13 protein-coding genes are annotated in these 12,586 nt (G+C 66.1%); 5 read left to right on the top strand and 8 right to left on the bottom strand.

Going from position 1 to position 12,586, the window contains the following annotated elements; all coding sequences use genetic code 11:
- Window positions 1-25: 25 nt before the first annotated feature.
- The 8 genes from QNI14_RS06375 to rpmH all read right to left on the bottom strand — a co-directional run bounded on the left by QNI14_RS06375 (window position 26) and on the right by rpmH (window position 5,303).
- Window positions 26-1,000 carry a ParB/RepB/Spo0J family partition protein gene (locus tag QNI14_RS06375; RefSeq protein ID WP_283715616.1) on the bottom strand — a complete coding sequence of 325 codons (975 nt, stop codon included), beginning with the start codon at window positions 998-1,000 and terminating at the stop codon, window positions 26-28.
- Entirely contained in the window at window positions 1,000-1,926 is a 927-nt protein-coding gene (locus QNI14_RS06370) for a ParA family protein (RefSeq protein WP_283715614.1), read from the bottom strand. Before QNI14_RS06370 ends, QNI14_RS06375 begins: the two co-directional genes overlap by 1 nt.
- A 196-nt stretch (window positions 1,927-2,122) precedes the next feature.
- A complete protein-coding gene (rsmG, locus tag QNI14_RS06365; RefSeq protein WP_283715613.1) occupies window positions 2,123-2,773 on the bottom strand; it encodes a 16S rRNA (guanine(527)-N(7))-methyltransferase RsmG in 651 nt (216 codons plus the stop codon).
- A gap of 5 nt (window positions 2,774-2,778) precedes the next feature.
- Entirely contained in the window at window positions 2,779-3,282 is a 504-nt protein-coding gene (locus QNI14_RS06360) for a Jag family protein (RefSeq protein WP_430539244.1), read from the bottom strand.
- On the bottom strand, window positions 3,279-4,457 hold the full coding sequence (yidC, locus tag QNI14_RS06355; protein ID WP_430539249.1) for a membrane protein insertase YidC: 1,179 nt from the start codon (window positions 4,455-4,457) through the stop codon (window positions 3,279-3,281). Before yidC ends, QNI14_RS06360 begins: the two co-directional genes overlap by 4 nt.
- Before the next feature lie 6 nt (window positions 4,458-4,463).
- Window positions 4,464-4,820: a membrane protein insertion efficiency factor YidD gene (gene yidD, locus QNI14_RS06350; protein ID WP_283715612.1), complete on the bottom strand. Its 357-nt coding sequence runs from the start codon at window positions 4,818-4,820 to the stop codon at window positions 4,464-4,466.
- Complete coding sequence (rnpA, locus tag QNI14_RS06345) at window positions 4,817-5,155, bottom strand: ribonuclease P protein component (RefSeq protein WP_283715611.1); 339 nt, start codon at window positions 5,153-5,155, stop codon at window positions 4,817-4,819. Before rnpA ends, yidD begins: the two co-directional genes overlap by 4 nt.
- A 10-nt stretch (window positions 5,156-5,165) precedes the next feature.
- The gene (gene rpmH / locus QNI14_RS06340; RefSeq protein ID WP_036304730.1) at window positions 5,166-5,303 is read right to left on the bottom strand and encodes a 50S ribosomal protein L34; all 138 of its coding nucleotides are present in this window, start codon (window positions 5,301-5,303) and stop codon (window positions 5,166-5,168) included.
- Window positions 5,304-5,605: 302 nt separating this feature from the next.
- Here rpmH and dnaA point away from each other — a divergent pair, with 302 nt between their 5' ends.
- The 5 genes from dnaA (at window position 5,606) to gyrB (ending at window position 12,524) form a co-directional block, all read left to right on the top strand.
- Window positions 5,606-7,030, top strand: coding sequence for a chromosomal replication initiator protein DnaA (dnaA, locus tag QNI14_RS06335; protein WP_283715609.1), 1,425 nt, complete (start codon window positions 5,606-5,608; stop codon window positions 7,028-7,030).
- Between the two features lie 465 nt (window positions 7,031-7,495).
- On the top strand, window positions 7,496-8,638 hold the full coding sequence (dnaN, locus tag QNI14_RS06330) for a DNA polymerase III subunit beta (protein WP_283715608.1): 1,143 nt from the start codon (window positions 7,496-7,498) through the stop codon (window positions 8,636-8,638).
- Window positions 8,639-8,680: 42 nt separating this feature from the next.
- Window positions 8,681-9,880 carry a DNA replication/repair protein RecF gene (recF, locus tag QNI14_RS06325; RefSeq protein ID WP_283715607.1) on the top strand — a complete coding sequence of 400 codons (1,200 nt, stop codon included), beginning with the start codon at window positions 8,681-8,683 and terminating at the stop codon, window positions 9,878-9,880.
- Window positions 9,873-10,358 (top strand): DciA family protein, encoded by a 486-nt coding sequence (locus tag QNI14_RS06320; RefSeq protein ID WP_283715605.1) that lies wholly within the window; start codon window positions 9,873-9,875, stop codon window positions 10,356-10,358. The genes recF and QNI14_RS06320 overlap by 8 nt, the downstream gene beginning before the upstream one ends.
- A gap of 123 nt (window positions 10,359-10,481) precedes the next feature.
- Window positions 10,482-12,524 (top strand): DNA topoisomerase (ATP-hydrolyzing) subunit B, encoded by a 2,043-nt coding sequence (gene gyrB, locus QNI14_RS06315; RefSeq protein ID WP_283715604.1) that lies wholly within the window; start codon window positions 10,482-10,484, stop codon window positions 12,522-12,524.
- Window positions 12,525-12,586: the final 62 nt, after the last annotated feature.

Here is a 12,586-nt window from a genome sequence, read left to right as displayed (position 1 = left end):
GTGTGGACAGGAATCGGATGCCGCGTCAGCGTGCGCCGTACTCGGTTTCACCGAGCTCGGCGAGAATGCGATTCAGATCCTGGATCGTCGCGAAATCAATGCTGATCTGGCCTTTTCGGGCAGACAACGAGATCTTGACGCGTGTGTTGAGCCGATCGCCCAGTCGCTCCGCGACCTCGTCGAGGTGCCCGCGACGCCCGCCGGCCTTCGGCGGAACGGCGACCCGGTTGCCCGACGTCTTCGCTGCGGCCTCGGCCGCGCGCACCGAGAGGTCCTCGTTGACGATCTTGTCGGCGAGGCGCTGCATGCCGTCGACGGTGTCGAGCGACAGGATCGCTCGCGCGTGGCCCGCGCTGAGCACGCCTGCCGCGACGCGCTGCTGTACCGGCACCGGGAGCTTCAGGAGACGGATCGTGTTGCTGATCTGCGGACGCGAGCGTCCGATCCGCCCGGCGAGTTCCTCCTGGGTGATCCCGAAGTCCTCGAGCAGCTGCTGGTACGCCGAGGCCTCTTCCAACGGGTTGAGCTGCGAACGGTGCAGGTTCTCGAGGAGCGCGTCGCGGAGGAGGTGCTCGTCCTCGGTCTCGCGCAGGATCGCCGGGATCGAGGTGAGGCCGGCTTCCCGCGACGCGCGGGTGCGACGTTCACCCATGATGAGCTCGTAGTCGCCGTCCTCATTGAGACGGACGACGACCGGCTGCAGCACGCCGAACTCGCGCACACTGTGGACGAGCTCCGCGAGGTCGTCGGCGTCGAAGTTCGTGCGCGGCTGCCGCGGGTTCGGGACGATCGCATTCGGGTCGACCTGGATGAGTCGGGTGCCGGGGACGGCGACGAGGTCGGCCGCGGCATCCGTCTCCGCCGCCTCCCCCGCAGGAGTCGAATCCTCGATGACCGTCTTCGCGCCGGGGAAGAAGACGTCGACCGGGCGCGACTCGCTCGAGTCCGCCGTGGGGATGAGTGCGCCGATGCCTCGGCCCAGTCCGGTTCGCTTGGCCATCACTGAGCCCCTTCGTTCGTACGCTGCTGACCCTTGGTCACGATCTCTACCGCCGCTTCGCGGTAGGCGACGGCGCCCGCGGACTGCCCGTCGTAGGCGATGACCGTCTGCCCGAAGCTCGGCGCCTCGGAAACCCGCACCGACCGCGGGATGACGGTGGTGAGCACCTGCTCCGGGAAGTGCGTGCGCACCTCGTCGGCCACCTGCTGCGCAAGACGCGTACGTCCGTCGTACATCGTGAGCAGAATCGTCGACAGGTGGAGCTTCGTATTGAGGTGCTTCTGGATCATCGTGACACTGCCGAGTAGCTGGCTGAGGCCTTCGAGTGCGTAGTACTCGCACTGGATGGGGATCAGCACCTCGGTCGCCGCCGTGAAGGCGTTGATCGTGAGCAAGCCGAGCGACGGCGGGCAATCGATGAAGATGAAGTCCACGTGGTGCTCGGCGGTGTAGGTCTCGAGCGCCGTCCGCAGGCGGTGTTCGCGTGCGACGCGCGACACCAACTCGATTTCCGCGCCCGCCAGGTGGATCGTGCTCGGCGCGCACAGCAGATTCGGCGACTCCGGGCTCTCCTGCACGACGTCAGCGAGCGGCTCCTCGTCGATAAGGACGTCGTAGATGCTGGGCACATCGGCGTGATGCGGCACACCGAGGGCGGTGGACGCGTTCCCCTGCGGATCGAGGTCGATCACGAGGACGCGGGCACCGACCGATGCCAGGCCCGCGGCGAGATTGACGGTGGTCGTGGTCTTCCCGACCCCGCCCTTCTGGTTCGAGACGGTGATTACGCGGGTCGTGCCGTCGAATTCGAGGTGCACGTCAGCGAGTGCCTTCCGACGCGACGTCAGATCTGCGAGTTCCCGCGCGATCGGGCTGTCGTCGAAAGAGAAGGGTGCGGGTGCGGTCGCGTTCTCCGATTCCTGCACCTGTAACTCCTGTCGTTCTCGAGGACCATCCCACTGTAGTCGAGGACACCGTCATTGCCGGTGGCTCATGTTTCACGTGAAACGGTCGATTCGTCATGAGCACGAAGCGACCGCCCGGCGGATGCCGCTCCCGGCGTGTTTCACGTGAAACATCGCAGCCAGTCTGAACCGATGAAGCGATGTTTCACGTGAAACGTCAGCGGACCGTCGCCCGGATCACGCGGGTGGGTTCGTCGATGACGCCCTCACCCACCGGCTCGACGCGCACGTCGGTCAGGCGGAACTTCCGGATCTGCTTCTCGGCCGCGGTGATCTCGTTCGCCGCATTCGCGCCCTTGAGAAGCACGAGCTCGCCGCCATCACGCACGAGCGGTGCGGTCAGCGGGATGAGTGTGCGCAGCGCGCTCACTGCACGTGCGGTAACGGCGTCGAGGACCGGACCCTCGACCCACTCCTCGCCACGGGCGCGCACGACCTCGACGTTGGTGAGCTCGAGTGCAGCCACCTGCTCCGTCAGCCACGCGATGCGACGCTCCATCGGTTCGATGAGCACCCAGCGCACATCGGGACGTGCGATTGCGAGCACGAGTCCCGGAAGACCGGCCCCCGAACCGATGTCACCGACGCGGGCGCCGGCCTCGAAGAGCGGCGCCGCGACGGCGCTGTTCAGGATGTGTCGGGTCCACAGCCGCGGAAGTTCGAGCGGGCCGATCAGCCCGCGCTCTTCGCCCTGATCGGCCAGTGCTGCCGTGAATCGGCGTGCGAGCTCGAGCTGCGGTCCGAAGACCGTCGCTGCGGCATCCGGCTCGGACTCGAGGACGGATGTTTCACGTGAAACGTCGGACACGGAACTCAGCCGCGACGGATGACGGTGTGACGCGTCGCGCCCTCGCCGTACGACTCCGACACGAGCCCTCGCTCAGCCACGATGTCGTGGATGAGCTTTCGCTCGTAGCTCGACATCGCGGGCAGCGACGCCTGCGACGCACCTTCGTCGAGGCGGGCGATCGCACGATCGACGAGCGCAGCGAGCTGGTCCTGCCGTGCGTCGCGCGAGCCGGCGATGTCGAGGATGAGTCGCGAGAACTGCCCGGTCTTCGCCTGCACGGCGAGACGGGTCAGCTCCTGCAGCGCCTGGACGGTGTCGGGATCCGACAGCAGAGCGAGCGCCGCGGGGTCGTCATTTTCGACGGAGACGTACGCACGTCCACTGCGGACGTCCATGGCGAGGTCGCCGTCGATGTCGGCGATGTCGAGGATGCCCTCGAGGTAGTCAGCGGCGATGTCGCCTTCCTGCTCGAGCTGCTCGACGGATGCCGGCACCCGAGCGTCACCGCTCTGCTCAACGTTCGTCACGATGCGCTCCCTCCCTTGGGCGAGTCGTCGGTCGGTGTCTCGCCGGGCGTACCGTTCGTCTTTCCGTCCGGCTTGCCCTTCTGGGCCTGCTTCTTCGCGCGCTGCTTGCCCATCGGCTGCTGGCGCTTCGGCTGCTCGGCCTTCTTCTTCTCGGCCTCTTCGACCAGGCGCTGCTGCTCGGCCTCGTACTTCTCCATCGGGATGACCCGACCCTTGGCATCCAGCGCCTTGCCGCGCTTCGCGAGCCGCTCCTCACGGGCCTTCGCTGCCTCGGAGCCGGGCGTCGGCATGTTGTGGATGACGATGAACTGCTGCGCCATGGTCCAGAGGTTCGAGACGAACCAGTACATGACGACACCGAGCGGGAAGAAGACACCCGAGAAGACGAACGCCAGCGGCAGGATGTAGAGCATGATGCGCTGCATCTGGTACGCCTGGCCGGTCTTGGCCTCGGGCGAGAGGTTCTTCGAGATGATCTGCAGCTGCGTGAAGAACTGCGACGCGATCATCAGGATGACGAGGATGATCAGGATCACGACGGTGACGGTCTGACCGTTGCCCCACGCCTCGGTCATGTTCACGTGCAGGGGAGCGACGCCGAACAGCTGTGCGTCGTAGAACTGCTTGGTGAGCTCGACGTTCAGCAGGCCGACGCCGCCGACGCCCCACTCCGCGTGCTTCTTGACGTCGCTGAGGACGTAGAACATGCCGAGGAGGATCGGCATCTGCACGAGGAGCGGCATGCAGCTCGAGAACGGCGTCGTCCCGTGCTTCTTGTACATCGCCATGGTCTCGCGGCTCATGGCTTCACGCGAGAGCTGGTCGGTTTTGCCGCGGTAGCGCTCCTGGATCTTGCGCATCTCGGGCGCGAGCTCGAGCATCTTCCGCTGGCTCTTGATCTGGCGGACGAACAGCGGGATCAGCGCAGATCGCACCACGATGACGAGGCCGACGATCGACAAAACCCAGGTCAGACCGGCATCCGGTGCCAGACCGATCGCTGTGAAGATCCAGTGCCAGACGAAGAGGATCGCCTCGACGACCCACTTGAAGGGCCACATGATCGTGCTGAAGAAGTCCATGCCTCCGGGAGGCGCCGTCGTGGGGTTCGGCACCACGGGAGTCGGAGTCGCGGTCGAGGCGAGAACAGCCTGCGTCGCGGCGAAGAGATCCAGCAAGGATCAGTCCTTTCTGAGGGGCACGACGAATCCGTGCGAAGTCAATTGGTGCGGGAAGTGCGCATGTGCCGGCACGTCGTCGATGCCGCCGGCGGCCCACGGGTGGCAGCGTGCGAGTCTGCCGGCCGTCAGTGCGACGCCCTTCACCACCCCGTGCTGCTGCACTGCGCCGACAGCGTAGGCAGAACACGAGGGGTAGTACTTGCAGACGTCGCCGTACACACGTGACACAGTCGCACGGTAACCATGGAGGAAGCCGATGACGAGGTTGCGGGGGACCAGCGGGACGGCTGCGACGACGGATGCCGGAACGAAGACGGCCTCACCCCGGGTGTACGACGGCAGTGTCGACGTGCTCACACCGCCGCCTTCCGGTCGAGGCAGCGCAGGACCTCCGCCCGCAGCGCCGAGAAGTCGGCGGTCGCGGACGACGGGAGTGCGCGGATCACGATGTCGGCGCCGTCGCGAACGCCCGGAAGCGCCTCGGCACAGATCGCCTTGAGTCGGCGACGGACGGTATTGCGTACGACAGCGCCCCCCACGTGCTTGCTCACGATGAAGCCGAAGCGTGGGGGGCGTTGTGCCGAGGTACTGACGACGTGGGTCACGGTGTGCGATCCGGCACACCGGGCGCCACCGCGGACGACGGCCCGGTAGTCCGCTCCGCGGGTGATGCGATGCCCGCGCGTCAGCACTGCGACGAAGTCAGGCCGAAAGCTCGGTGCGGCCCTTGCCGCGGCGAGCCGAGAGGATCGCGCGGCCGGCACGCGTACGCATGCGGGCGCGGAAGCCGTGCTTCTTGGCACGACGGCGGTTGTTGGGCTGGAACGTGCGCTTGCTCATGAAGATCACTCCGGGATCGGCGGGGTCACCCGAACGCTCTAGACCGGGGACACAGGTACATGGGGGACTCGCCCGAGGGCAGAAGTCAACCGACCTAGGATACGTCGAGATTGCCGAGATCCCAAACCGGCGTGGTCGACCGTCCATTATCCACCGGTCGCTTATCCACAGTCGCCACGACACGCGGCGCCCGCCTACAGTTGGTTTTGCGGTGCTCGTCGCCGGTGACTAGCGTGAACGGGTCTGTTATCCACAGGCCTTACACAGAGCCTTGCACATCTTTATCCACACCCTGGAGGGTCATGTCCGAGCAGCACCTTCCGGACGTCCCGGTCTGGATCGCAGTGCTCGATGTGCTCGCCACCGACGACCGCGTCACGCCGCAGATGCAGGGCTTCATCAGCCTCGCCGTCGCGCAGGGTGTGATGGGCGGGACGCTCTATCTCGATGTGCCGAACGATCTCACCGCGGCGCAGTTGAACAAGCGCCTTCGCGGTCCGATCCTGGAGGCGCTCGCCCAGGTCGACGCGGAGCCCGCGGCATCCACCTTCCGTGTCGTCGTCAACCCCGAGCTCGGTGACGCACACCTCACCGCACCGGTCCCGGTCCAGTCCGCGCTCGCACCCACCTCGTTGGCACCCGCCCGGCCGGCCGGCGAGGAGTACAGCGAGCCGGTGGCATCCACCGCTCGGAGCGACACGCGACTGAACCCGAAGTACACGTTCGACAACTTCGTCATCGGCCAGTCCAACCGCTTCGCGCACGCTGCTGCGGTCGCCGTCGCCGAAGCACCGGCGAAGGCCTACAACCCGCTGTTCATCTACGGCGACTCCGGCCTCGGCAAGACCCACCTCCTGCACGCGATCGGCGACTACGCCATCAACCTCTACGCCGGCATCAAGGTGAGGTACGTCTCGAGCGAAGAGTTCACGAACGACTTCATCAACTCGATCGTCAACAACCGCGCGTCCGCCTTCCAGGCGCGGTACCGCGACGTCGACATCCTCCTCATCGACGACATCCAGTTCTTGCAGGGTCGCGCCGAGACGCAGGAGGCGTTCTTCCACACCTTCAACCAGCTGCACGACCACGACAAGCAGGTCGTGATCACGAGCGACGTGCCCCCGCGGCATCTCACCGGGTTCGAAGACCGCATGCGCAGCCGCTTCGAGTGGGGCCTCATCACCGATGTGCAGGCCCCCGACCTCGAGACGCGTATCGCGATCCTCCGCAAGAAGGCGCAGTCCGAGCGGCTCCAGGTGCCCGACGAGGTGCTCGAGTACATCGCGACGAAGGTCTCGAGCAACATCCGTGAACTCGAAGGCGCGCTCATCCGCGTTTCGGCCTTCGCGAGCCTGAACCGCTCGAACCTCGACATCTCGCTCGCACAGACCGTGCTCCGCGACATCGTCGACCAGGACGACGCCAACGTCATCTCGCCGACCGACATCATCTCGGCCACGGCGCAGTACTTCCGTCTGACGGTCGACGACCTCTACGGCTCGAGCCGTTCGCAGTCGGTCGCAACCGCACGACAGATCGCCATGTATCTCTGTCGCGAACGGACGAGCCTGTCCCTCCCGAAGATCGGTCAGCTCTTCGGCAATCGCGACCACACGACGGTCATGTACGCGTACAAGAAGATCAGCGAACTCATGAAAGAGCGTCGCTCGATCTACAACCAGGTCTCTGAGATCACGTCGCAACTCGGTCGTTCCGCACGCTGACGCGGATCACGTCGGCACCACGACACCGCGACGCGTCGCCGGCTGACCGCCCGACTTGACATGAACCCCGCGCCGCCCTCATCATTCGCGTTTCCCACAGTGTGGAAAGCCTGTGGATAACTGTGCGGTGATTCGGCTCGAATGTGGACGACCGGCGACAACCTGTGGATGAGCGTCCGAACGCGTGGTCGCCGCAAAACCCACTGTTCACGCGCTCTCCGCAGCCCATGCACAAGTTACACGCGTGTGGTTTCGGCTCCACGAGCGGGATCCGCCGAGTTATCCACAGTTTCCACAACCGTTAACACCATGACAGATCTCTTCTTCATGAAACCCCGTCCGATCACCTGAAGCGGTGGGCGACGGATGCCGGCACCCGCGGCACTCGATCGAATGACAGGCTTCCGGACCAGCGAACTCTGGGCACTAGCATGGGAAGGCCCATCCGCAGTCAAGGGAGCATCAGTGAAGTTCCACGTCAACCGCGACGTCTTCAGCGAAGCCGTGTCCTTCGTGGTCAAGCTGCTCCCGCAGCGCAATCCGCAGCCGATCCTCGCAGGTGTCCTCATCGAGGCCTCCGACGCAGGACTCTCACTCGCGGCATTCGACTACGAAGCATCCGCTCGCACGCTCATCGAAGCGACCGTCGATGCGCCGGGCACGATCCTCGTCCACGGCCGACTCCTCTCCGAGATCGCAAGCCGTCTGCCGAACGCACCGATCCAGATCGAGCAGGATGCCGACGGCGAGATCCTCCTCACGTGCGGATCCGCCAAGTTCACGTTGGCATCCATGCCGGTCGCCGAGTACCCCGCGATCCCCGAGGTCTCGGGCGAGTCCGGCCTCGTCAAGGGTGAGGACTTCTCGACCGCCATCGCGCAGGTCGCCTTCGCCGCGTCACGCGACGACGTGACCCCCGTGCTCACGGGCGTGCAGCTCGAGGTCACCGGCAACGAGCTCAGCCTCGTGGCGACCGACCGCTACCGCGTCGCACTGCGCGAGATCGTCTTCGACAGCGGCGCCGTCGCCCGCGAAGAGTCGACCACCGCGCTCGTTCCCGCACGCACGCTGACCGAGGTCGGCAAGACGTTCTCGAACGCCGGTGACATCCAGGTGTCGTTCTCGGGTTCGGGTGACCGAGAGATCATCGCGTTCACCGCGGGCAACAAGACCGTCACGTCGCTGCTCATCAAGGGCAACTTCCCGCCGGTCCGCCGCCTGTTCCCCGCGCAGACCGAGCACTACGCGGTCGTGAACACCGCCGAGCTCGCCGAAGCGGTCCGCCGTGTGTCGCTGGTGCTCGACCGGTCGGCGCCGCTGCGGTTCACGTTCTCGGAGGACGGGGTGTCGATGGATGCCTCGGGCACCGAGCAGGCGCGCGCGACCGAGTCCGTCGACGCGACGCTCGCCGGCGAGGAGGTCACGCTGGGCCTCAACCCGCAGTACTTGCTCGAAGCGCTCGGCGCCGTGAAGAGCGAGTTCACGCGGATCACGTTCACCTCGAGCGAGAACGCCAACAAGCTCAGCCCGGTGCTCATCACGCCGCAAACCTCGGGCACGCCCGAGAGCTTCAAGTACCTGCTGCAGCCCAATCTGCTCCTGCGCTGACCCCGCGCTTCGGGTGTCGGACCCCCGAAGGAGGGTGATCTGGTGATCGTGGAGCACCTGAGTCTCGTCGACTTCCGCAACTATGCGGCCGCCGACGTCGCGCTCCACCCGGGACCGAACGTCTTCGTGGGCAAGAACGGCCAGGGCAAGACGAATCTCGCCGAGGCGATCGGCTATTTCGCGACGCTCGGTTCGCACCGGGTGTCGCAGGATGCGCCGATGGTCCGATTCGGTGCGGATGCCGCCTTCGTCCGCGCCCGGCTCGGGTACGGCGAGCGTCGCATCCAGCTCGAGGCGCAACTCAATCGCTCGGGATCGAACAAGGCCCGCGTCAACGGCGCCCCCGTGCGCACCTCGGAACTGCCGCGCTACGCGCAGGTCGTGTTGTTCGCCCCCGAAGACCTGAACATCGTCCGCGGCGACCCGTCCGCGCGTCGCCGCTTCGCGGATCAACTGCTGATCCAGCGCGCGCCTCGACTGGCCGGCGTGCTCGCCGACTACGACCGAGTGCTCAAGCAGCGCACCGCGCTGCTGAAGTCGGCCCGTGCCCGCGGGCTCAAGGCGGAGCAGCTCACGACGCTCGATGTCTGGGACGAAAAGCTCGTCGCGCTCGGGACGGAGATCATCCTCGCGCGGGTGCGCCTGGCCGAGGATCTCGCCGGGCCCCTCCGGACCGCGTATGAGGCGATCGCCGGCGCGGATCACGATCCGCAGCTCGAGTGGGTCTCGACGATCGCGGGTGCCGACCCCGAAGACGACGGTGACGCCACTGCCGGCGCGGTGTTCGAGGGGACGGATGCCACCGCCGCGGCATTCCGCGCCGCCCTCGGCGCCAAGCGCACGCAGGAACTGGAGCGCGGCGTGACGCTCGTCGGTCCGCACCGCGACGACCTCCTCCTGCGACTGCGCGGCTTGCCGGTGAAGGGCTACGCCTCGCACGGCGAGGGGTGGTCGGTCGCACTGTCGTTGCGGTTGTCATCGGCGCAGCTGCTACGCGACCAGCTGCGACTCGGCGACCCGATCGTCATCCTGGACGACGTGTTCGCCGAGTTGGACGCCGATCGTCGCACCCGTCTCGCCGATGTCGTCGCGGACTTCGAGCAGGTGATCGTGACAGCCGCCGTCGAGGGCGACGTGCCGGCGCCGTTGCGTGCCCGGACCGTCCGGGTCGAGGCGGGGACGATCCTCACCGAAGCGGACGAACATGCGGCCGCGCCGGACCGGGAGCCCGACGATGGCTGACGACGAGATCGCCGAGACGACCGCCACCTATCTGCGTCTGCGCGGCCTCGAGCCGTCGGCCGCGAAGAAGCGTCGGCGTCGACGCCGTGAGACCGACGAGGACAACCTGCCGTTCGCGCCCGGACGCGATCCGAAGGGGCTCGGTGATCTTCTCACCGATCTCACTCGGCAGGCGGGATGGAACCCGCAGCTCGCGCGGGAGGACCTCGTCCTCCAGTGGGCCGAAGTGGCCGGGGAGGAGACCGCCCGGCATGCAGATCCGGTCGCGTTGAGCGATGGTGTCCTCACGGTCCAGTGCGACTCGACGGCCTGGGCGAAGAACCTTCATCTGATGCGCGCGACCATCGTCACCGAGCTCATCCGACGCTTCCCCGAGGCGGGTGTCGAGTCCATCCGTTTCGTCGGCCCGGACGTCCCCTCTTGGAAATGGGGCCCCAGAGCCGTTCCAGGCCGTGGCCCTCGCGATACCTACGGCTGACCCACGTCCACGATCCCCCGTTTCCATTTCCGCGCGCCACAGGGCCGTTCAGCGGCGGATGGCGACCGATTGCGGGTAGACTGTCGGGAAGCTTGATCGATGGATGTGGAGCGCGCGAAACCGATGACGTCAGATACCCCCGACAACGTTCCCGACGACGTCGAACCGCAGTCCGCATCGAAGACCCCGGCCGAGTACGGCGCCGACGAGATCCAGGTGCTCGAGGGCCTCGAGGCCGTTCGCAAGCGGCCCGGCATGTACATCGGGTCGACCGGTGAGCGCGGTCTCCACCACCTCGTCTACGAGATCGTCGACAACGCGGTGGACGAGGCACTCGCCGGCTACTGCGACACGATCTACATCACGATCCTCGCCGACGGTGGGCTCCGCGTCGTCGACAACGGCCGTGGCATCCCGGTCGATCCCCACTCCTCCGACCCGACCAAATCGACCGTCGAGGTCGTCCTCACCGTGCTGCACGCCGGTGGCAAGTTCGGCGGTGGCGGCTACGCCGTCTCGGGTGGTCTCCACGGCGTCGGTTCGTCGGTCGTGAACGCACTCTCGACCAAATTCGAGGTCGAGATCCAGCGCCAGGGCCATGTCTGGCGGCAGTCGTTCGCGAATGGTGGAGCTCCGCTCGCTCCGCTCGCGAAGGGTGAAGAGAGCGAGTCGACGGGTACGACGGTCACGTTCTGGCCGGATGCCACGATCTTCGAAACCGTCGAGTTCGATTACGACACGCTCCGCACCCGCTTCCAGCAGACCGCGTTCCTCAACAAGGGTCTGCGGATCGTGCTCACCGACGAGCGTCCCGAGGCAATCGTCGTCGTGGACCTCGAAGAAGGCGGCTCCGAGACGCGTCAGCGGCACGACGACTTCCTTTACGAGCGCGGCCTCGTCGACTACGTCGAGTACCTCAACAAGGTGCGCAAGGCCGAGGTCGTCAACGACGAGATCATCGAGGTTGAATCCGAAGACACCGTCCGCCACATCTCGCTCGAGATGGCGATGCAGTGGACGACGAGTTACACCGAGAACGTCTTCACCTTCGCGAACACGATCAACACGCACGAGGGCGGCACCCACGAAGAGGGTTTCCGCGCGGCGATGACGACGTACATCAACAAGTACGCGCGTGAGAAGGGCCTGCTCAAAGAGAAGGACGACAACCTCACGGGTGACGACATCCGCGAGGGTCTCACCGCCGTCATCTCGGTCAAGCTCTCGGAGCCCCAGTTCGAGGGCCAGACGAAGACGAAGCTCGGCAACACCGAGGCCAAGGCATTCGTGCAGAAGGTCGTCGGCGACCAGCTCACCGATTGGCTCGACCGCAACCCGGCGCAGGCCAAGCGCGTCATCATGAAGGCGATCGACGCCGCGACCGCGCGCCTGGCGGCGCGCAAAGCGCGCGAAACCGCCCGCCGCAAGAGCGTCTTCGAATCGGCGTCCATGCCCGAGAAACTCAAGGACTGCACGAGCAAGGACCCCTCGATCAGCGAGATCTTCCTCGTCGAGGGTGACTCCGCAGGCGGCTCGGCCGTCTCGGGTCGCGACCCGGAGCGGCAGGCGATCCTGTCGCTGCGCGGCAAGATCCTCAACGTCGAGAAGGCGCGTCTCGACCGGGCGCTCGGCAACGCCGAGATTCAGGCCATGATCCAGGCGTTCGGTACCGGCATCGGCGAGGACTTCGACGTCGAAAAGGCGCGGTACCACAAGATCGTGCTGATGGCCGATGCCGACGTCGACGGCCAGCACATCACGACGCTGCTGCTCACCCTGCTGTTCCGCTACATGCGCGGCCTCATCGAGGCCGGATTCGTCTACCTAGCCCAGCCGCCGCTGTACCGATTGAAGTGGTCGAACGCGCCGCACGAATACGTCTACAGCGACCGTGAACGTGACGCGTTACTCAAGGAGGGTCAGGCCGCCGGCCACCGCATCCCCAAGGACAACGGCGTGCAGCGATACAAGGGTCTCGGCGAGATGAACGCCAAGGAACTGTGGGAGACCACGATGAACCCCGAGACGCGCACGCTCCGCCAGGTGACGATCGACGATGCCGCGGCATCCGACGAGATCTTCTCGGTGCTCATGGGCGAAGACGTCGAAGCGCGGCGCGGATTCATCCAGCGCAACGCCAAGGACGTCCGCTTCTTGGATATCTGAACACCGCCATTTGAGCACCGGCATCTGCGCCGGCGGCATCCGATCACCGCGCGACGCGACGA

The sequence above is a fragment of the Microbacterium dauci genome (assembly GCF_030065535.1).
Classification (GTDB): Bacteria; Actinomycetota; Actinomycetes; order Actinomycetales; family Microbacteriaceae; genus Microbacterium; species Microbacterium dauci.
Note: the sequence above shows the minus strand (reverse complement) of the source record. Positions and strands in the feature narration are given on the sequence as shown.

What these genes read in the sequence shown, in the direction of transcription:
- QNI14_RS06320 (WP_283715605.1), top strand. Translation starts at nt 9,873, where the DNA reads ATGGCTGACGACGAGATCGCCGAGACGACCGCCACCTATCTGCGTCTG.
- gyrB (WP_283715604.1), top strand. Translation starts at nt 10,482, where the DNA reads ATGACGTCAGATACCCCCGACAACGTTCCCGACGACGTCGAACCGCAG.
- QNI14_RS06375 (WP_283715616.1), bottom strand. Translation starts at nt 1,000, where the DNA reads ATGGCCAAGCGAACCGGACTGGGCCGAGGCATCGGCGCACTCATCCCC.
- rpmH (WP_036304730.1), bottom strand. Translation starts at nt 5,303, where the DNA reads ATGAGCAAGCGCACGTTCCAGCCCAACAACCGCCGTCGTGCCAAGAAG.
- dnaA (WP_283715609.1), top strand. Translation starts at nt 5,606, where the DNA reads ATGTCCGAGCAGCACCTTCCGGACGTCCCGGTCTGGATCGCAGTGCTC.